This window comes from Paraneptunicella aestuarii (assembly GCF_019900845.1).
Classification (GTDB): Bacteria; Pseudomonadota; Gammaproteobacteria; order Enterobacterales; family Alteromonadaceae; genus Paraneptunicella; species Paraneptunicella aestuarii.
In genome coordinates, this window is record NZ_CP074570.1 from 2,910,173 (window position 1) to 2,929,888 (window position 19,716).

At 40.9% G+C, this 19,716-nt stretch carries 20 protein-coding genes and 3 tRNA genes; 9 read left to right on the forward strand and 14 right to left on the reverse strand.

Annotated features, from left to right (window positions below):
• Positions 1–31: 31 nt before the first annotated feature.
• Positions 32–295, forward strand: coding sequence for a DUF6471 domain-containing protein (locus tag KIH87_RS11245; RefSeq protein WP_232357969.1), 264 nt, complete (start codon positions 32–34; stop codon positions 293–295).
• A gap of 41 nt (positions 296–336) precedes the next feature.
• Here KIH87_RS11245 and KIH87_RS11250 read toward each other — a convergent pair whose 3' ends face one another.
• Positions 337–537 carry a hypothetical protein gene (locus KIH87_RS11250; protein WP_232357970.1) on the reverse strand — a complete coding sequence of 67 codons (201 nt, stop codon included), beginning with the start codon at positions 535–537 and terminating at the stop codon, positions 337–339.
• Between the two features lie 1,081 nt (positions 538–1,618).
• Between KIH87_RS11250 and KIH87_RS11255 the strand changes: the two genes are divergently transcribed.
• From KIH87_RS11255 to KIH87_RS11265, 3 genes are all read left to right on the forward strand, one after another.
• Positions 1,619–1,894: a RodZ family helix-turn-helix domain-containing protein gene (locus KIH87_RS11255; RefSeq protein WP_232357971.1), complete on the forward strand. Its 276-nt coding sequence runs from the start codon at positions 1,619–1,621 to the stop codon at positions 1,892–1,894.
• Entirely contained in the window at positions 1,895–2,605 is a 711-nt protein-coding gene (locus tag KIH87_RS11260; RefSeq protein ID WP_232357972.1) for a hypothetical protein, read from the forward strand.
• A gap of 82 nt (positions 2,606–2,687) precedes the next feature.
• Positions 2,688–2,855: a hypothetical protein gene (locus tag KIH87_RS11265; RefSeq protein ID WP_232357973.1), complete on the forward strand. Its 168-nt coding sequence runs from the start codon at positions 2,688–2,690 to the stop codon at positions 2,853–2,855.
• 417 nt (positions 2,856–3,272) lie between these two features.
• On the opposite strand, the gene KIH87_RS11270 is transcribed toward KIH87_RS11265, so the two are convergent.
• From KIH87_RS11270 to KIH87_RS11325, 12 genes are all read right to left on the reverse strand, one after another.
• A tRNA-Ser gene (locus tag KIH87_RS11270) sits at positions 3,273–3,360 on the reverse strand.
• Positions 3,361–3,487: 127 nt separating this feature from the next.
• The gene (nadA, locus tag KIH87_RS11275) at positions 3,488–4,543 is read right to left on the reverse strand and encodes a quinolinate synthase NadA (protein WP_232357974.1); all 1,056 of its coding nucleotides are present in this window, start codon (positions 4,541–4,543) and stop codon (positions 3,488–3,490) included.
• A 247-nt stretch (positions 4,544–4,790) separates the two neighbouring features.
• Positions 4,791–4,866: transfer RNA gene (locus KIH87_RS11280), tRNA-Lys, on the reverse strand.
• Positions 4,867–4,961: 95 nt separating this feature from the next.
• Positions 4,962–5,037, reverse strand: a tRNA-Lys gene (locus tag KIH87_RS11285).
• A gap of 145 nt (positions 5,038–5,182) precedes the next feature.
• Positions 5,183–5,932 carry a tol-pal system protein YbgF gene (gene ybgF / locus KIH87_RS11290; protein WP_232357975.1) on the reverse strand — a complete coding sequence of 250 codons (750 nt, stop codon included), beginning with the start codon at positions 5,930–5,932 and terminating at the stop codon, positions 5,183–5,185.
• Between the two features lie 6 nt (positions 5,933–5,938).
• A complete protein-coding gene (pal, locus tag KIH87_RS11295; protein ID WP_232357976.1) occupies positions 5,939–6,490 on the reverse strand; it encodes a peptidoglycan-associated lipoprotein Pal in 552 nt (183 codons plus the stop codon).
• A gap of 57 nt (positions 6,491–6,547) precedes the next feature.
• Positions 6,548–7,903, reverse strand: coding sequence for a Tol-Pal system beta propeller repeat protein TolB (tolB, locus tag KIH87_RS11300; RefSeq protein WP_232361471.1), 1,356 nt, complete (start codon positions 7,901–7,903; stop codon positions 6,548–6,550).
• Complete coding sequence (gene tolA / locus KIH87_RS11305; RefSeq protein ID WP_232357977.1) at positions 7,903–8,775, reverse strand: cell envelope integrity protein TolA; 873 nt, start codon at positions 8,773–8,775, stop codon at positions 7,903–7,905. The genes tolB and tolA overlap by 1 nt, the downstream gene beginning before the upstream one ends.
• Complete coding sequence (gene tolR / locus KIH87_RS11310; protein ID WP_232357978.1) at positions 8,775–9,197, reverse strand: protein TolR; 423 nt, start codon at positions 9,195–9,197, stop codon at positions 8,775–8,777. Before tolR ends, tolA begins: the two co-directional genes overlap by 1 nt.
• 3 nt (positions 9,198–9,200) lie before the next feature.
• Positions 9,201–9,902 (reverse strand): protein TolQ, encoded by a 702-nt coding sequence (gene tolQ / locus KIH87_RS11315; RefSeq protein ID WP_232357979.1) that lies wholly within the window; start codon positions 9,900–9,902, stop codon positions 9,201–9,203.
• Entirely contained in the window at positions 9,892–10,311 is a 420-nt protein-coding gene (gene ybgC / locus KIH87_RS11320) for a tol-pal system-associated acyl-CoA thioesterase (protein ID WP_232357980.1), read from the reverse strand. The genes tolQ and ybgC overlap by 11 nt, the downstream gene beginning before the upstream one ends.
• A gap of 162 nt (positions 10,312–10,473) precedes the next feature.
• A complete protein-coding gene (locus KIH87_RS11325; protein WP_232357981.1) occupies positions 10,474–11,406 on the reverse strand; it encodes a catalase in 933 nt (310 codons plus the stop codon).
• Between the two features lie 209 nt (positions 11,407–11,615).
• On the opposite strand from KIH87_RS11325, the gene KIH87_RS11330 reads away from it, so the two are divergent.
• The 5 genes from KIH87_RS11330 (at position 11,616) to KIH87_RS11350 (ending at position 16,269) form a co-directional block, all read left to right on the forward strand.
• Entirely contained in the window at positions 11,616–11,855 is a 240-nt protein-coding gene (locus KIH87_RS11330; protein WP_232357982.1) for a DUF6489 family protein, read from the forward strand.
• Positions 11,856–11,900: 45 nt separating this feature from the next.
• Positions 11,901–13,700: a PHA/PHB synthase family protein gene (locus tag KIH87_RS11335; RefSeq protein WP_232357983.1), complete on the forward strand. Its 1,800-nt coding sequence runs from the start codon at positions 11,901–11,903 to the stop codon at positions 13,698–13,700.
• 104 nt (positions 13,701–13,804) lie between these two features.
• Positions 13,805–14,239 carry a polyhydroxyalkanoate synthesis repressor PhaR gene (gene phaR / locus KIH87_RS11340; protein ID WP_232357984.1) on the forward strand — a complete coding sequence of 145 codons (435 nt, stop codon included), beginning with the start codon at positions 13,805–13,807 and terminating at the stop codon, positions 14,237–14,239.
• A gap of 350 nt (positions 14,240–14,589) precedes the next feature.
• Positions 14,590–14,940: a phasin family protein gene (locus tag KIH87_RS11345; protein ID WP_232357985.1), complete on the forward strand. Its 351-nt coding sequence runs from the start codon at positions 14,590–14,592 to the stop codon at positions 14,938–14,940.
• Between the two features lie 111 nt (positions 14,941–15,051).
• Positions 15,052–16,269, forward strand: coding sequence for a polyhydroxyalkanoate depolymerase (locus KIH87_RS11350; RefSeq protein ID WP_232357986.1), 1,218 nt, complete (start codon positions 15,052–15,054; stop codon positions 16,267–16,269).
• Positions 16,270–16,426: 157 nt separating this feature from the next.
• On the opposite strand, the gene KIH87_RS11355 is transcribed toward KIH87_RS11350, so the two are convergent.
• Positions 16,427–18,058: an acyl-CoA synthetase gene (locus KIH87_RS11355; RefSeq protein WP_232357987.1), complete on the reverse strand. Its 1,632-nt coding sequence runs from the start codon at positions 18,056–18,058 to the stop codon at positions 16,427–16,429.
• Positions 18,059–19,716: the final 1,658 nt, after the last annotated feature.

The window sequence follows — 19,716 nt, forward strand, 5'->3', positions numbered from 1 at the left end:
TTTTCACTTACTAAAGTTGTTTGTCAATCTCGTGCCAAAGAAAAACTCACCGAAGAAAAAAGACAAGTCTGAAAAAGAATTAGATAAGGTCGCAGCTGTAGAAATTAAGCGCCACGTAAAGTCCCTTATGGCACTTAAAGGTATTAACTACAAAACATTAGCCAAGCTTCTATCTGCATATGGACGCCCTATTACAGAACAAAGTTTGCGCAACAAAATAAGTAAAGGCTCCCACCGAACAACTTGGTACTGGGATCTACTTAAAGCCATTGAATCGAAAGAAGAAGATGAGTAATAGGCATCTGAGGCAACAGCGCCCTCAGAGTGCCAGATGAGTTACTTATATTTATACAGCTTATAAATAGCAACGGCGAACAGGGCAACGAAAATAACCAGAGGCAGAGGGTTTAACCCCATCTCACTCTCGTACTGATAATACTCGACCTTTTTCTCGTGACTGACTTGCCCTGTCGATACAACGACAGTTTGTTCCGAACTACTGTCGGTAGATAATGCGACTTTTGATGCTTCGCTCATGTTACCTCCCTTCATGTCGGCTTGAATGAGGTAAATATTTTATTCTTTATTTTACAAAAAACAAGTCGTTATAAACAAACAACCAAGTATCCTCCCCTTCAACTGCAGAAAGCCTCTCATTAAGCTTACGTTGAAAATGACATTTTTACCCTTAAATATCAAAAGGTTAAAGATAATTAAAGTCAGCAAAATTAGTAGTTCGATTAATTGCCTCAACAAAATAGTCCATAAAATTACTTGAAAACCTCATATAGAAAACTGAAAACACTATTGATTAAGAATCTTGCTAAAAGAACACAGATGAAATTCAAGTTGAGTTATTTTCGTATCGTATTAAATCTCTTTTAGTCTAACTACGTATAGCAAAGATCAAATAATAATGAGAAGAATTAAAAATGTATTAAATTTATTAATGAGATGGTCAAATTTTAAACTTACGTTTAGAAAAAAGTTAAACGATTAATCTTAATCCTTGCTATGTTGAAGTTTAAATTTACTCGCACAATAATATTGGAATTTGCTCAAACTTTAGCAACTTAAACGTTTTACATTAAATATACACTCTAATTCAACCAATCTTAAAATCTTAACAGCCCAAGTTATATTGCGCTTAGCTTATTACGATTTGTTATGTTTTCCATCAGCCATTCCTATTAATCAAATTCAGTAAAACTGATAAAATACTTTCTTATATAAATCAACGCGCTTCCCTTTCTTTATGTGGGTTTGACTTAACATTTAACTTACTATAAGGTGAAAGTGCTTAGTATTTAACCACACTCAAATTAATATCAATTGAATTCAACATAAAGAAAGAAAATTCTCATCGAATTGAGGTTGTGGGAGAATTGCTTTCAAAAAATAAAAATTAGATTTAGCAAATAAATACTCTTTATTGAAAACAATTTAAAAATTTGCATTTTCAATAAAACGTTTATATGCAGGCCACATAGTTTTAAATAAAACCAATAACACAACGGGATACTACGCGGTCAAAAAATCTCATAACTTTATGCTGAATCCGGTAGCAAAAAAGTTCACTAGTACAAATGAGTTACTTAAATTATTAAGTGTAGAGAATATGACTGTTAAAAAGAGCAATAATAAAACACATGTCGCTCAATCGGGCGTTTTGAAAAAATTAAGATTAAACTCCGGGATGACACAATTAGATCTGGCTACAAAACTTGAAATCAGTCGGGAAAAGATTGTTGCTATTGAAAATTGTTATCTTGCCACAATGCAAGAACTGGAAAATGAAATCATTGCCTCTTGGTGGCGTATCTGTAAGCCACAAGCCGAAGAAGATACCAAGAGTGAGTTCAGGAAACTTATTGATAGGATATTTCCATATTAAATGTTTATAACCCCGTTTGCGCAGAAAGCTATTAGCGCAGCCTTAGCAGGGTTTTTCATCGCTGCAGGTATTCTTACCTTTGGTGATGCATCCAAATTTGATCGTCTTTACGTAGCAATTCTACTGGCTATTGCTGTTTATGTACGAAAAGATGTCAATCTGCTAGGTATTGTTTCGATTCTTACTTTAGAACGAGTTATTGACGAACTGGTGTGGTTCTCAACGCTTGAAGATAATGGATTGAAATGGCTTATCTACTTTATCTGCGCGGCAGGATTAATACGTGAACGTAAAGCCCCGTGTTTTTGTTATTTATTCATCACTTACTTATTTTCCTTAGGAGCTGAAATCTACTGGATAGTAATTGGTTATCCATCACCTGAGATCAATTGGCACGTATTTTTAGTCGCCAATACAGTCTTAATTAGAAATTTATTCATACATAGACCTTTTTGGACAGCAGAAAGATTTCCAGCTCATGCAGAACCTCTTAGACTCGATCATTATATCCATAATATTTTCACCTTCTTTATATGGATAAACATTGCCATGATCTTTGAGTATCTCGTACGTCACCTATTCGACTTCAAAGATGTTCTTTATATTTATAATAGCTTCGAATATATGGTTCACATTGTATCCACCATCCTTCTTTTTACACTCACAGATCAAAGTATAAAAACCTACAACAAAAACCTGATTAAAGTTTAATCTATTCAATACACTCATTACATCGCATAATTATTTACGAGTGACATACGTCACATTTTTAAGTAGTTATGGAGTAATTAGTATGAATAAAAAGAATATCATTAACGCTGTTTTTGTCGTTTCGTTAATCCTTTCTCACTCTGCTGTGGCAAGTAGTGGTAAAAAGAAAGACCCCGAGAATGCACCTTCATCTCCGATGATCGTACTTATGATGTCTTGGTTTAACTTAAATGAACAAAACAACGATTAGTTAAGATTTGAAACCATCAAGTGCAGTAAAAACATTTTTACTGCACATACAATAACGATACCCCTGTGCTTCCAATACAAAAAACCTAATCAAAGTTCAAAATGTGAACACTATAGAACCAACGATAATCGACATGTAACCTGTATTTACACAATTACACCCTATCTTTAATTTTCAGCTCCTTTAAAAGCAAAAACCCCGACTCAAAGAATCAGGGTTTCAAAATACGTGGCGGTGAGGGAGGGATATACACAAGTACATCCTGTACTTGTCCTTTCAGGTGCTTTCGCAAGCTCAAGCAGTACAAAACGCTCCCGGCGTTTTGTCGAACCAACGAGGGTTCTCCCCCCTCCCATTCAACAAAAAACACCACTCTAAAAACAACAAAACCCCGCAGAAGCGAGGTCTTAGAAACAATGGCGGTGAGGGAGGGATTCGAACCCTCGATACGTTGCCGTATACACACTTTCCAGGCGTGCTCCTTCAGCCACTCGGACACCTCACCTAAATTTTCACTGTAATCAGGGGCTAGCCCTTAACAGCCGCAGTATGTTAGGCAATAAGGAGGGGCGAATCAAGCGTTAATTACAAAAACGCGTCCTTTAGCCTAAAAATTAACTGAAATGGCTGTTTTATATATTTCCTTTCACTTTCAGCTTATTTTTTGCTGAAAAATCCAGCATACGATTCAACGGTATCAAAGCTTTTTCTCTTAATTCAGCATCAACAAATATTTCATGTCCCGCGGGCTCAACTAACGCCTTTTCGATCGCATTAAGTCCGTTCATGGCCATCCAGGGGCAATGAGCACAACTACGGCATGTAGCCCCATTTCCAGCAGTCGGCGCTTCAATCAGTTCCTTATTCGGAGCTAACTGCTGCATCTTATAGAAAATGCCTTTATCGGTAGCAACAATGAATTGCTTATTAGGAAGCTCTTGAGCCGCTTTAATCAACTGAGTAGTGGAACCCACTGCATCAGCTATATCAACAACGCTAGCAGGCGATTCAGGATGCACCAGCACCGCTGCATCGGGGTACACCTTCTTCATATCCAATAGAGCTTTTGCTGAGAACTCATCGTGGACGATACATTCACCATTCCACAACAGCATATCAGCCCCCGTCTTTTTAGCGATATAGCTACCAAGATGGCGGTCTGGAGCCCATAAAATCTTCTCGCCCTGCTCTTCCAGGTATTCAACAACATCAACAGCAATGCTGGATGTAACAACCCAATCAGCTCGAGCTTTAACCGCTGCCGATGTATTGGCATAAACAACCACGGTGTGGTCAGGATGAGCATCACAAAAAGCGCTAAACTCTTCAATCGGACAACCTAGATCCAAAGAACAGGTCGCATCCAACGTTGGCATTAAGATCTTTTTATTCGGGCTCAGAATCTTTGCCGTTTCGCCCATGAAGCGAACGCCAGCAACGATAAGTGTATCTGCGTCACAGTCACGACCAAAACGAGCCATTTCAAGAGAGTCAGAAATAAAGCCATTAGTCTCTTCAGCTAAAGCCTGAATTTCTGGATCGGTATAATAGTGAGCAACCAACTTTGCGTTGTGCTCTTCAAGCAGCGATTTAATACGCTCTTTATATTGGGCTTTTTCAATCTCTGTTAAAACAGGGGGTTTTACAGGAAACGGATAATTAATCTCAATTCGATCTGCCTGAATCATGCTGCTCTCTTGATATTCACCTTAGTATTTGGCGCAACGATCGGAGTTCATTTTAAATTCGTCCTGATCATGCCCATTCAATGTGCTGCGCATTATCTGAAATTATGGAAGCGATTACCATCATCAACAGCATATTTGTCTACTGAAGCAATACAGCTAATGTGCCAGAACACGGGATCTGATATTTGGACGTTAGTAAAATATTCAATGGGGATGAAAATGTATATTTGAGAAATGAGGGATAAGATGGTGGGTCGTGCTGGATTCGAACCAGCGACCAATTGATTAAAAGTCAACTGCTCTACCAACTGAGCTAACGACCCATCTATTTGTCTTTTTATGTTGTTTTTGCGCCTGCACTCCTGTGCGACTTACGTTTATCTTCCTTGAAATCACTATCAATTTTGATGGTGAAAAATGGTGGGTCGTGCTGGATTCGAACCAGCGACCAATTGATTAAAAGTCAACTGCTCTACCAACTGAGCTAACGACCCACTATGTCGCGATGCCTTAGGCAACGGCGGCATATAATACTCAAATCCTTTTCAGGTGCAAGAAATAAATAGGTATTTATTTGCTTATTTCAATCAAACGCGCATTTTGCGGACAATTTGATGAAGTATCCAACAAATTACTAAATTATCCGCCCTGTTTTAGGCTTCTAATTCTGGCATCTGCCAATTTACGAACGCTGGAATCCGGGTACTCAGAAATCACCTGTTCATAAAGTTGCATTGCTTTCGCCTGATTATTTTGATGCTGAGCGATAATGCCAAGCTTCAACATGGAATCGGCTCTCTTAGGTGAATCAGGATAAAAACTAACCACCTGATTAAAATGCTGTTCAGCATTTTTCCACTCTTGCTTATTAAACAAGAGCAGCCCAAGCCAATAATGCGCATTAGGCACATACCCTGAATTGGGAAAGCGTTTTAAAAATGATTGAAACTCAGGAATCGCCTTATCATAAAGCTTGTCTTTGAGGATCAAGTTAACCGCTCGGTCATAGAGCTCATTTTCATCAGCTGACAATTCAGGTTCAGTGCTTACTACAGATTCTTGAACAGAAGCAACCGGAGTTTTCATTGCGGCCTGGATACGTTTATCTATTTCCAGATAAAGTTCTCTTTGGCGCTGTAGAATTTGCTCGAGCTTGTAGCTATGTAGTTCTAACTCGCCTCGAATCTCATTCACTTCTTGCTGCATTTCATCAAGTTGACCTTGAATACGATGCTGAGCAACGCTACGAGCTTCAACCATGCGCTCCAATACAGCAACACGATCATTAACTGAACCACCATTAACGCTTTCTACAGGCGCAGGAGCCGCATTAACAGCGGCTCCATAGACCAGGAAAGGCAACAAAGCCTTTTTGTTTAATCTGCTCATGTGTGTTTATTGATAAACCAACACAGCTCGACGGTTTTTAGAGAACGCAGCCTCAGTATCACCCATAACGGCCGGCTTCTCTTCACCATAAGAAACAACTGAAATTTGTGATGCACTCACACCTGAGTTCAACAAATAAACCTCAACAGCTTTTGCACGACGCTCGCCCAGTGCAATATTGTATTCTGGTGTACCGCGCTTATCGCAGTGGCCTTCGATAACAACACGTTGTGAAGGATTCTTAACCAGAAAATCAGCGTGTTCTTCAACCAGACTATTAAATTCAGTACGCAAGTTAGAACGATCAAAATCGAAATAAACGGTCTGATTGTTCATCAACTTCTTAAGCTGCTTTTCTTTCAGTTCTTGAGCGGATTTGATGGGGTCGGCACGATCTACCTGAACATCAGAACCAGTCGAAGTAGAAGTAGACGCAGAAGATGAAGCACTATTACGCTCTGCTTCAGCTTGTTTGTCACTTGGGCTGGATGAACAAGCCACTAGAGTGACCATTGGTAGAGCGATTAACACCCCTTTTAATACTTTATTTAGTTGCATCCTCGGAATCCTTATTTTTATAAAATCGATGTGTGAAACTATTCTAATAATCTATAGTTATAGCAAAAATGGCGACCAACTGGGTGATTTAACCTCACCATCAACAGCGGGCAACCTTGCTTTAAAGCGACCATCCAACGACACCAGAGATAAAACCTGCTTTCCCTGATGCAATGTACTGTAAATGATCATCGCTCCATTAGGCGCAATACTTGGAGATTCATCCAAATAGGTTTTTGTTAAAACCTGCATTACACCCGTTTCGAAATCCTGTCTGGCGATATGATAGTCACCGCGAGTACGATTCACCATGACTATTTCTGAACCATCAGGAGCAACGGTTGCTCCCAAATTCATTTCGCCTTCAAACGTTAAACGCCGCATCTTGCCAGATGCTAAATTTACGCGATAAATTTGTGGTTTACCACCCTGTTCTGATGTAAATATGATTGATTTTCCGTCAGGCGTCCAACTTGGTTCCGTATCAATCGTTCTATTTTTTGTTAATCGACGTAATTGACGGGTTGCAATGTCCATAACATAAATTTCTGCATTTCCATCTTTTGACAACACCATTGCCATTTTCTTACCATCAGGAGAATAAACGGGAGAACCATTAATTCCCGGGAAATCCGTCAATTGCGTTCGGCTCATCGTGTAAATATCTTGGATATAGATTTGGGAACGACGATTTTCAAAACTAACGTACGCAAGTTGATTTCCATCTGGTGACCAGGAAGGTGACATCAATGGTTCACGAGAACGCAGTAGTACACGCTCATTTTCTCCATCATAGTCAGCTACAACTAGTTGATATGGGTATTTCTCTTTATCACGATCACGTACGGTGACATACGCAATACGTGTCAGGAATGCACCTTTGGTGCCAGTCAAACGTTCAAAAACGATGTCGCTAATACGATGGGCATGCTGTCTAAAACTGTCCCCATCAATAATGGCTTGTCGGCTTTCCAGAATATGGTCGTTGGTATCAACCAATTGACCATCGTTCAACATTCTGGAACTCCCTCCCGTAATCTGACCACGTAATACATCAATTAATTCGAAGGAGATCAAATACTTGTCTAGAGAATGTTGTTCAATACTACCAACCAATACCGCTTCTACGCCGGTAGCAGCCCAAGCAGTATAATCGATCTCACTATCAGAACTGGGGTATTGTGGCATCTCTCCTGTAATCATAGGGCTAAACTTACCACTACGTTGCAGATCTGCACTAATCACGTTGGCTAAACGACCAGGTAATATTCCCGCTCCATTCCAACGAAAAGGCACAACCGCAATAGGGCGCGCCGTATCAATCCCTTCAGTAATTACAATCTCTAAAGCTGCGTGGCTACGAAAACTCAGCAATACAACGCAAAATACCAAAATCAAACGCATGTTTTTTATCATTCTCGGTCTGGATCTATAGTTAAATTAATATCTTTTAGCTGTTGATAAACCTCAGGGTCGGATGAAATCGGTAAAGTCGCATTTTTATATACTGCGGCTTCCGCCGAACGACACAGGACAGGGTCACCACTTAGCACTTTCACACTCATTACCAATCCATTACTGGCCAATTTCAAATTCAATCGACATTCTTTGGTTCTTGTCTGCTCATCAACAATCAAATTACGGGTTATGGCGCTTCGTATCAGTGCCTGATATTTACCCACCTCGCTTAAGACTTGTTTTTGACGACTCTTCATTCTAGCCGCCTGCTCAGCTCGTAGCTGCTCTTCCATCATTCGTTCTTGTTCAGCCCTAGCTTCTGCTTGCTGTCGTTTCGTTTCTTGTTCTTTTAACGCCTGCTCTTCTTTCTTGCGCTTTTCAGCCGCAGCTTTCGCTTCCTGCTCGGCTTTTTTCTTCTCGGCTTCTTTCTGTTTCCGTTGTTCTTCTAATTTCTGCGCTCTTTCCGCTTCTTCTTTCTGCTTACGCTTGGCGGCTTCCGCTTCTTTTGCAGCCTGAGTTTTTTGTTTATTCAGGTTAGATATTTGTTTTTCCTCTTCACGACGCTTGTTTCTGGCTTCGTTAGCTCGGCGCTCCAAATCCTTAATACGTTTCTCTTCAGCTTGTTTCTGCTTGTCCTTTTCTGCCTGAATCTGCTTAATCTGCTGTTCCAGTGCCGCTTTATCAACGGATACCGCTTCAATAACAGGTGCAGATAATTCCTGCTTTGGCTCTGGATGAGGAGTAAAACTCATACTAACGACAAGCAATGCACCCAATGCAATATGCAATAATGTGGATTTGCTCAATGCCAGAATAAAATTATTCATTATTCCTCTATTGAATCCGTCATTAACCCTACAGATGGAACACCGGCTTTTTGCAGCAAGACCATCAATTGAACAACCTGGTTATAGGGAACCTGTCCGTCACCTTTGACTATCACGGGAGTACCCGGTTCCACTTCCAAATGAGCAGCAACCAAGGTCGCCAATTCATTCGCCTGCATAGGTGTATCCTGACTGTCACCCACATTCAGGAAATAATTACCTTGAGCATCAACCGAGGCAATAAGTGGGGGTTTGGTATCATCTTTTAAAGGTTCAGCATCAGCTTTAGGTAAATCCACTTTCACCCCTTGCGTCACTAAAGGTGCAGTTACCATAAATATGATTAATAACACCAACATAACGTCGATGTAGGGAACAACGTTGATTTCAGCGACAGGCTTGCGCCGTTTTCTTACATACATACTTTATACCCTTTCCCTTACTCTGGTATCAGAGCTGGATAAGGTTTGACGATGTAAAATACTGGAGAATTCTTCCATGAAGTTGACATAACTGGATTCCAGTTTTTCAACTTGGTTGCTGAATCGGTTATAGGCAATAACCGCAGGAATCGCGGCAAACAAACCCATGGCTGTTGCAATCAAGGCTTCAGCGATACCTGGAGCAACCATCGCAAGGGTCGCCTGTTGCACTTCACCTAATGCAATGAACGCATTCATAATGCCCCATACCGTACCAAACAACCCAATATAAGGACTGATGGATCCAGCTGTAGCAAGAAACGGAAGATTATTTTCGAGATCATCAACCTCGCGAGCCAAACTTACACGCATCGCTCTGTGTGTACCGTCCATGATGGCATCAGGACTACTACCTGCATTTTTACTCAGTCGAACAAATTCTTTGAAACCGCTACAAAAAACATTCGCCATACCACTTAATTCTTTGCGAGCAGAAAGTTCCTGAAATAAACGATTAAGGTCAGTACCAGACCAAAATCTATCTTCAAACTTGCGCACATCCTGTTGAGCATTGCCCAACACTTTGGCACGCTGAAAAATAAAGGTCCAGGAAACAATGGAGATAACCAATAACAAGATCATAACCAGTTGCACAAGCAAACTGGCCTGTAGAAACAGGTCAAAAAACGAAAGCTCAGACGACACGAGATAATTCCCCTAATATAAATTCAGGAATTGCTCTTGGTCTCATTTTACTGAGATCTACACAAGCAACCCTAACCTGCGCACTAACTAGCAATTTATTATTATCATTATTGTAAATTTTTTGTTCGAATTCGACGCTAGCCCTTTTCAATTCTACAAGTTGGCTGCAAATTCTCAACATTTCATTGAATTTTGCTGCCGCCAAGTATTTAATTTCCAAAGAAGTAACGACTAAACCAATAGATTGTTGCAACAATTCAGTTTGCTCAATCCCAAGCGCTCGAAGCCATTCGGTACGAGCTCGTTCCATAAAATTTAAATAATTCGCGTGATAAACAATGCCTCCAGCATCGGTATCTTCGTAGTAGACCCTGGTTTCCCAAAAAAATTCGTTTTTATTTGCAACCATTACTGAATTGATTAATTGATGTGCATCGTGAATGCAAAATTGATGTGTGCAAATTAAAAAAACCACTCAACGATTGCAAGTGGTTAATTGTATTAATATTTGTACTTAAGAAGTAGAGTGCAAACTTTACAGCGACTTACTCTACCTGACAAAAATAAAGAATTACTGGCTTTTCGACTTTTCAGAAATTCGTTTTCCGAAAGAAATAGCATAAGCAGGAGAGCGAAATCTTAAAACCGGATCATTCGACGGTTCAAACCCGCTACTCATGACCATAGGATCAAAATTAATATCCTCACATTGGTTATTAACTTCCGTGAGATGCAGTTGCCCAAAGTTCACGACCGTGCCATCCGTCACCCATTGCACACTGGCATCATCAATAGTATCCGTGTCATGTGGGAACCTCGCGATCATGTTAAAAGAAATCGGACTCTGTTTGAGTTTATTCATGAATCCCTTCTCCAAATCTCTATCTGTTTCTTCTTTAGCCTTTACATTATTTCGAGGCTCCAAGGGATAAAACGTCCAACGAATAGGCGTCTTGATATCGCTGCTATTTGTCACATAAAAACTATGAATACTGTTGTAATAGAATTCGCCATAATGCTGCTGTGTATTATCGCGGCTCGATAGCAATTTTTGTAACGTGACAGCCCCAGGGTTAGCCTTTTCAAACTCCTCAGGTGAAGTTCCCTGTAGCCTTTGTACAAATGCCTCGGGTGTTGCAACATGAAAATAAGGCAGATTCAACATTGCCATGTTATGCACATAAAAATCCCGTTTAAATTGCAATGCCATACCAAACACTTTAGCTTCACTATCCTTGCTATGAATATTGCCACCCGCATGAGAAAAACGACCTATAACATCTACTTTCTTTCCATCGAATAATGGACTTTTGGTAAATCGTTGCGCTTCCTGGCTCGCAATAAAGCTTCCCGAAAAACACATCCCTTTTGTGTGGTTACGACGTTTTCCTTCAACAACACCAAACTTTTTCTCCAACGCGTCAACAGCATCAACCGGGGTCACAGTTTCAGCATGTAAGGACACTGAGAACACCACTCCATACACCAGCACGAACAATCGCATAACATCTCCAAACAGTAATTTTTTGCATAGTTAAGACCCGACAAATACAAAATTTGACTCATCCAGACAAAAATAAATTAATGAACGGTTACATTATTTACCAGCCGCAATGTTGCACTACCACATCCTATCTGTACCAAAGAACTATGTCAGGACTTTTAAGTTCCCGATACTCTCATCCCTATGAAAATCGAATGTGAGAAGAACCGATGAAAGTTAATGTGGAAATTGAGCTCTCTCCACAAGAAGCGCGAGAATTAATGGGTTGGCCTGATCTGAGTAAATATCAGGAACAGGTATTTGACGCTTTTGGCAAGCAACTCCAGGAAGGGAACAACGAAGCCGTATTAGCCGCCCTATCCCCTTTTATGAGTGAAACGCAAAAAGCCTTTAATGGATATCAGAAAATGATGGAAGGCTTTTTAAATATTGCTTCCCAGAAGAAATAGCCATTCTCCCACTCAAACACCATAACTCGAATCCAAGACGTACTGATGCAAAATGTAATAGACGAACAATCGGCTCAACAAATCCTCGGTTATTTGAACCAATGTACCGAGATATTTAACGAGGGTATCAAATCATTATTTACTGAGAATCCTCTTGATGCAGAGCAAAGCAACCAGAACACCCCGTTTCTTAGCCTGTTTCAGCCTGAAAAGATGTCAGAGTTACTAACCAAGGGCGCTCAGATTGATCCTGCCAAGCTGGTTGAAAATCACATCCACTACATGCAAAAGCAAGCTGAACTGTGGCAAGAAGCCACTAAAGCCATGCTGGGGCAACATGCGGATACGGTGATCGAAGAGCCCCAAAATGATGCACGTTTTAAGGACAAAGACTGGCAAGAAAACCCGGTTTTCAATTATTTAAAGCAAGCCTATTTGTTAAATTCCGAAATGCTTAATAACGTCATTAATGCGATGGAATTTTCTGATCCCAAAGCCGAAGAACAAGTTAAATTCTATACACGTCAATATATCAACTCGGTCGCACCAACCAATCACATACTGACCAACCCTGAAATCTGCCGTGATATTCTTGAAAGCAAGGGGGAAAACCTGCTTAAAGGCATTAAAAACTTCGTTAAAGACCTGGAACAAAGCCCACTGGATGCCTTCAAGATCACTCAAACCGACCCAAGCGCCTTTACTCTTGGCGAGAATCTCGCGACAACACCCGGAAAAGTGGTTTATCAAAATAAGTTGATACAACTGATTCACTATCAACCCACAACCGAAACAGTCCACGAAAACCCTATTCTCATTACGCCACCGTTTATCAACAAATACTACATTCTGGATTTGGATCAGAAAAAGTCACTGGTGCGTTGGTTGGTATCTCAAGGCTATAGCGTTTTCGTGATTTCCTGGGTCAACCCCGATGCAGAATACGCCGATGTCGACTTCTCCCAGTACATGGAGCTAGGCCCCATCGCAGCGACAACCGTTGTTAAGAAGATAACCAAAGCCAGAAAAATCAACATGGTTGGCTGGTGTGTGGGTGGAACGCTGTTAGCCATCACCGTTGCTTATCTAAAAGCAAAACGTAACCACTGCGTTAACTCCATGACTCTGCTCACAACCTTGCTGGATTTCTCTCAGCCCGGAGAAATCCAACATTTTCTCTCTGATGATTTGCTACCGTCGCTGGAACAAAAAGTTGAACAGAAAGGTTATCTCGACGGACGGATGTTAGGCATGGGTTTTAGTCTGCTACGAGAAAACAATCTGTTTTGGTCGTTTTTCATCAATAACTATCTAAAAGGCAAAGACCCTGCCGCTTTTGACATTCTGCATTGGAACAGCGACGCCACTAATTTACCGGCGGCATTTTTCAAGGAATATATTGGCAACACCTACAAGAGCAACAACCTGAAAGATGGCAAATTAATCATCAATGATGTCACCATTGATCTCAGTACGATTAAAGCGCCCAGCTACCTTTTGAGCACCATTGCCGATCATATTGTGCTCTGGCAAGGGGCTTATCAGGGAACCAAATTACTGTCCGGGGATGTGCGTTTTGTACTTGCCGGTTCCGGGCATTTAGCTGGCGTAATCAACCCTCCAGATAAAGGAAAGTATCCACACTGGATCAACAATTCTTTACCAGAGACAGCAGAAGAGTGGTTTGAAAATGCCGAGAAACATGAAGGTTCGTGGTGGCCTGACTGGCAAGCATGGCTGGCTGAAAAATCAGGAAAAATGGTGCCCGCTGTTACCCCAGGTGAACATAAAGATTATCCTGCAATTGAAGACGCCCCCGGTAGCTACGTAAAAGTCACACTGTGAATATGAACTAGTCACCAACAAAGTTAATTGCAAATGATTGTCGAAATTTGCCCCAAGATTGATATACTGCACCGCAACATTGATATCAATCCAAGGGCAATTCGATGATCACTATTAAAAAATACCCAAACAGAAGGCTTTATGACACCTCTCAAAGCCAATATGTGAACCTGGATTACCTCAAGCAACTCATCATCGAACACAAGGATTTTCAGGTTGTTGACTCTAAAACCGGTAACGATCTGACCAAAAGTATTTTACTGCAAATCATTACTGAATCGGAAACCAACGAGCAGCAATCGATTCTCACCAACACCTTATTAAAACAGCTTATTCGCTTCTATGGCGGCAACATGCAGTCCTTTTTACGCCAATATCTTGAGCAAAGTCTGGCGACCTTTATGGAGCAACAGGATGCCATGCAAGGCATTATGAAGAACTTGATTGATGCCAGCCCCATGGGAATGTTTAACAAAATGATGGAGCAGAATATGAATAGCTGGACAGGCAAGAAAACCAAAAACGAGGATAAGGAATAAGCGCTTTCTGTTACGCTACTTTTTACATTGCTTTTTACATTGCATCCTGTTGATAACATTCCATAACGTGGAGTAATTAACCTGAATTCAGGTTAATTACAACTTACGCGCACTTATTTACTGCAAAAGCACCAACTTTCACCTCCCGCATAAAATCAAATTTAGTTATTAACTTTCATATAGTTGCAAAAAACTTCACAAATTACAGCAAGCACATTTTGCTGCGCCGCAACAAAAAGATTTTGACACGCCTTTTTAGATCGATTATTGTTCAAACACATTATTGCTGCAAAGCAGCATAAAATAGCAATCGAATTACTCAACAAATTGAAATACAAAGGTGAATTGTCATGTTCGATCAAGTAAATGCTCAAATCCAAAAGTCTTTGCAGCCATTAACTGAATTGGCAGCCGTCAATGCTAAAACTATTGAGCAATTGGCAGAAAAACAAAGCTCTCTTATCTCTTCTTTAATCAGCGATGGAGCTTCATTTAGCAACCAAATCACACAACAGCAAGATGTTGGCAGCATGATTAACGCGCAGAAAACCTTCTGGGAAGGCGTACAGAAAAAACTAATGGATACAGGTAAAGAATCCTATGAACTGATCGCCAATGCTCAGGAAAAAGCCAGCAATGTATTCAAAGAAAGTATGCAAGCGGCAACGCAAACAACGGAAAAGGATCCCGAAGAAAAATAACCTTTAACCAGGCTCAGGTTATTGGCCTCCTTACTGGAAATTAATGATAGTAAGGGGGCTCTCTCCCACCGACATATCAAGTATTAACCTAAGATTTATCGGGATTCGAGTATGCGCTATCAAACTTTCGATTTTCTCAGCCGCAGCGCTGGACTGATGCACGACAGCTTGCAGCTTCTTCATGATGTTGCCAATCATCCGGCAAATCCTTTCGCTCAAACATGGCCTGCTCGCTTCTTTAACGCTAGCGTTGAAACCGGAATGCGGCTTACGCGTCGTTATGAAAAGCCGGAATTCGGCATTAATGAGATCATGATTAACGAGCAACCGATTACGGTTAGAGAAGAAGTGGTTCATGAAAAGCCTTTCTGCAATTTAATGCACTTTAACCGTATTGGTGTCAACGACACGCATAAGGTCTTATTGGTTGCGCCTTTATCAGGACACCATGCCACCTTGCTGAAAGGCACAGTAGAAGCCCTACTACCAGACCACGAAGTGTATATTACTGACTGGCTTGACGCTCGCGACGTACCACGAGGCGTGGGAAAATTCACTTTCGACAGATATGTCAGCTACTTAGTGGATTTCATGAAATTTCTCGGATCTGATACGCACATGATTGCGATCTGCCAGCCCACAGTTCAAGCCTTAATCGCGACAGCCGTGCTTGCTCAGGAGCAATCGGACTGCATACCTAAAAGCCTGACCTTAATGGCTGGCCCCATAGACACCAGCAAGAATCCTACTCGGGTCAATGAGTATTCTCATCAGCATCCCATGTCATGGTTTAAGAACTTTGCCATCATGAAGGTGCCGGAGGGATATCCGGGTGCAGGCAGAGAAGTCTATCCCGGATTTTTGCAGCTTGGTGGTTTTATATCAATGAACCAAAAAATGCATACCGATAAGTTTGTGAATTTCTACCAGAATTTGCTGTTTGGTGAGCAGGAAGATGCTGAACGCTATAGAGCTTTCTATGATGAATATCTGGCTGTATTGGATATGCCTGCGGAGTTCTACCTGGAAACCATTGAACGAGTATTCAAGAACAATGAACTCGCCAATGGCACCATGACTTATCAGGGCGAAAAGGTCGATTTTGGTGCGATCAAAAACGTTCCATTACTGACCGTAGAAGGTGCGAATGACGATATCGTGGGTATTGGTCAAACCGAGGCCGCGCACAGCATTTGTAAGAATATTCCCAAGAAACTCAGAAGACATCATCTTCAAGAAGGCGCTGGACACTATGGTATTTTCAGCGGCTCCAAATTTAGAGACCACGTTCGTCCTCTAATCTCGGAGTTTATTCATAAATATAATTAGGGTTAATTAACGTGACGATCTAATCCCTCTTGCGGCGCCAATAGAAACTTATCGTAGACTCACCGTGAATCAATCCCTTGAGGCCCCACAGCCGCTTCCATACGGCTGAGGGTCTGCTTATAAGTTTCCATAAGCGATTGAAATATAACCATATTTTTTATATTTCTTTAGCCTTCTCTCTCAACACAAATTTCTGAATTTTCCCTGTTGCTGTTTTGGGTAACTCACCAAAAACAACGTGTTTAGGGCATTTGAATCTGGCTAGATTCTCTCGACAAAAAGCAATGATTTCATCGGCCTGGGCTGACTCGCCAGATTTTAGTTCCACAAATGCACAGGGTACTTCACCCCACTTTTCATCAGACTTTGCAACAACAGCAGCACTGGATACCGCAGGATGTCGATACAAGACATCTTCCACTTCGATAGAAGAGATATTCTCACCACCAGAGATAATGATATCTTTCGAGCGATCTTTGATTTCAATGTAGCCATCAGGGTGCATAACGGCTAAATCCCCAGTATGAAACCAACCGCCACTAAAAGATTCTTGTGTAGTCTTAGGATTTTTCAAATAGCCTTTCATGACGATATTTCCGCGCATGAAAATTTCACCCACGGTTTCGCCGTCACTGGCAACAGGCATCATGGTTTGAGGATCGGCAACCATCAGATCTTCTTCGAGTTCATAAGGCACCCCTTGACGCGCTTTAAGAACAGCACGTTTTTCCAACGGCAATTCATCCCACTCAGGTTTCCAGGCACAAACAACGGCGGGACCATACACTTCGGTTAACCCATAAACATGAATGACATTAATCCCCATGGCTTCAATTTGGCCAATAACAGAAGATGGAGGCGCGGCTCCGGCCGTCATCATCTGAACTTCTCGCTCCAGTCCATAATCATTTTCTTTGTTAGCCTGAATGATCATACTCATGACGATAGGCGCACCACACAAGTGAGTAACCCCGTTTTCCTGAATTGAAGATAAAATGCCATGACCTTCAATCTTGCGCAGGCAAACATGAGTACCAGCTAAAGCGGTAATCGTCCAGGGAAAGCACCAGCCGTTGCAGTGGAACATGGGTAAAGTCCACAAATACACAGGAAAATGTCCTAATCCCCAGGTTACTGAATTACCGATAGCATTAAGGTAAGCACCGCGATGAGAATAAACGACCCCTTTAGGATCACCTGTCGTGCCAGAGGTATAGTTCAACGTGATGGCATCCCACTCATCATCAGGTAACGTCACAGGAAAATTGGCACTCCCCTTGGCAATAAAAGCCTCATAGTCCATTTCACCTAACAACTCACCTTCTTCTGTATAAAGAGGATCATCAATATCAATGACTGTAATCTTGTGATCAACCATAGTCAGCGCTTCGGCTATCACGCTGGAAAACTGCCTGTCTGTGAGCAACACTTTGGCTTCACAATGGTTCAAAATAAATGCTAACGCTTCGCCATCCAGACGAATATTCAACGAATTCAAAACTGCACCACACATAGGCACACCAAAAGACGCTTCTATAAATTCCGGGACATTGGGCGCCATTATCGAAACGGTATCGCCTTTGCCGATTCCGATATCAGCCAAAGCTGAGGCAAGTTGGCGGCACCGTGAATAGGTCTCTCGCCAATTTCTCTGAATATGTCCATGAACAATTGCCAAGCGCTCGGGATAGACCTTTGCCGTTCGCTTTAACAACGAAATGGGCGAAAGAGGAACGAAATTAGCGTCATTCTTATCCAATCCCATTTCATAAAGATTAGTGCTACTCATATCATGTACCTTGGTTCAACCATTTCTGGATGGTGTATTGAATATAGATAGCTTCTATTCACAAGCTAATTCTCATCATCGAACGCTGTTGCCAGTGATTTATTAATATGCCGGACATGATGCAGAGCACAGTGCCTGCAAAATCATCTCAAAGCTACGGAATAGAAGTCACATGGAAGTATCTAAAGGAATGGGCTAAGTGTTAATTTATTCGGGTCAGAAACCTATACTACTTTAGTACTGTCAGCCCTGTTGATAGGCCATGCAGCATGATGATAGAAATATTCAATCATGGCACTTTGATACCGTAAGAGGGGTAGACCATCACATCAGGTTAAATCAATAGACATGATTACGAGTCACCTATAGAAAGTAATGAGCAGCCCCTCTGTCGCAGGAAAGCGACGGTGGATCTCCATGAAAGGATTAACGGCGAGTCTGCGGTGAATTTCTTTGGTTGACTGATCGTTTGGACTGTTATTTAGAAAGTAAATTTGTTACCTAAACAGCACTAACAATCCAAAACAGAGAGTAAATTTACACTAAATAGCTGTGTTTAATTGTCAGTCACCCATAGAGATTTATCGCAAACTCGCCGTGGATACTTCCATGTAGGCTCCACAGCCGCATCCCTGCGGCTGAGGGTTTGCTCCTAATTCTCTACAGGTGACTGATAGTTTGGAACAGGTATGTAGCAATAAGCTTAACGATTAATATCGCCTTGCTATTTTCCCGTTTCATTAATGTAGCTATAAGACATTAATTCACGGAATTACATCTCAGCTTCATGGCTAAAGAGATTTAATAATCTAAAAGAGATTAGAGAAAATTCTTTTTAAATCAGAGAGATTAATTATCTCTCGCCCCATAAAATGTTATTTCACAATAACCTACCATCAACTCACCGGGTAAAAGCACAGCCTCAAACCCAACGACCACCATCTATTTCATTAAACATGTAAGACTCAAATCAACGGTAAACAAAACTTCTCAAGAACTCTTCAAGATCATACCCATAAAGTATAGGCAACAGCGACAAACGCGAAGCCAGCAATAAGCCAAATACAATTTTTAACAAAATCGCCACATGAAATCGGTAACAATGAGTTTAATCCGGTAATGAAATTGTAAATTTATTGACCACGATTCAACCAATTCACAGACTGAACAGAAAACTGTAGCCAACATGTGAAAAGTGTCATCGATAAAGAAATAGAAATGAAAATACGGAATAAATTAATAGTAACTAATAAAGATAAATTTTAATTAGGATGATATATCAACAATATGAGATAAGTGTTTATATTATTTTCAGTTTTTTGAGTGTACAAATTTATCCTACTGATTTAATTTATGATGCTGTTTTATATTCCACATTTTTATAATAAATGTTAGATAATCCGCTGTTTTATTTGATTTTTCCTGCGATTACTCTAAGATTAGGAAAGTTTATAAATCGACCAACCTTCATTTAGGCCAGGTTTGGATTAGATTAACTAATGAATACCTTTAGTATATCTAGCTTGAAGCACGTAATTTTATAGATATACTGCGCGGCGTTTTCAACGCTGATTACATGTAAATTTCTCGTTTGCATGTATGAAAGTTAATCAGTTTGGTAGGCTGATTGTCTTTCTGGAAATATTTCCTTCAACACT

Coding starts and splice junctions, on each gene's coding strand:
- nadA (WP_232357974.1), bottom strand. CDS start 4,543: ATGATTCAGGCAGATCGAATTGAGATTAATTATCCGTTTCCTGTAAAA.
- KIH87_RS11250 (WP_232357970.1), bottom strand. CDS start 537: ATGAGCGAAGCATCAAAAGTCGCATTATCTACCGACAGTAGTTCGGAA.
- phaR (WP_232357984.1), top strand. CDS start 13,805: ATGATCACTATTAAAAAATACCCAAACAGAAGGCTTTATGACACCTCT.
- KIH87_RS11325 (WP_232357981.1), bottom strand. CDS start 11,406: ATGCGATTGTTCGTGCTGGTGTATGGAGTGGTGTTCTCAGTGTCCTTA.
- tolA (WP_232357977.1), bottom strand. CDS start 8,775: ATGAATAATTTTATTCTGGCATTGAGCAAATCCACATTATTGCATATT.
- pal (WP_232357976.1), bottom strand. CDS start 6,490: ATGCAACTAAATAAAGTATTAAAAGGGGTGTTAATCGCTCTACCAATG.
- ybgF (WP_232357975.1), bottom strand. CDS start 5,932: ATGAGCAGATTAAACAAAAAGGCTTTGTTGCCTTTCCTGGTCTATGGA.
- KIH87_RS11330 (WP_232357982.1), top strand. CDS start 11,616: ATGAAAGTTAATGTGGAAATTGAGCTCTCTCCACAAGAAGCGCGAGAA.
- KIH87_RS11255 (WP_232357971.1), top strand. CDS start 1,619: ATGACTGTTAAAAAGAGCAATAATAAAACACATGTCGCTCAATCGGGC.
- KIH87_RS11345 (WP_232357985.1), top strand. CDS start 14,590: ATGTTCGATCAAGTAAATGCTCAAATCCAAAAGTCTTTGCAGCCATTA.
- KIH87_RS11260 (WP_232357972.1), top strand. CDS start 1,895: ATGTTTATAACCCCGTTTGCGCAGAAAGCTATTAGCGCAGCCTTAGCA.
- tolR (WP_232357978.1), bottom strand. CDS start 9,197: ATGTATGTAAGAAAACGGCGCAAGCCTGTCGCTGAAATCAACGTTGTT.
- KIH87_RS11265 (WP_232357973.1), top strand. CDS start 2,688: ATGAATAAAAAGAATATCATTAACGCTGTTTTTGTCGTTTCGTTAATC.
- KIH87_RS11355 (WP_232357987.1), bottom strand. CDS start 18,058: ATGAGTAGCACTAATCTTTATGAAATGGGATTGGATAAGAATGACGCT.
- ybgC (WP_232357980.1), bottom strand. CDS start 10,311: ATGGTTGCAAATAAAAACGAATTTTTTTGGGAAACCAGGGTCTACTAC.
- KIH87_RS11350 (WP_232357986.1), top strand. CDS start 15,052: ATGCGCTATCAAACTTTCGATTTTCTCAGCCGCAGCGCTGGACTGATG.
- KIH87_RS11335 (WP_232357983.1), top strand. CDS start 11,901: ATGCAAAATGTAATAGACGAACAATCGGCTCAACAAATCCTCGGTTAT.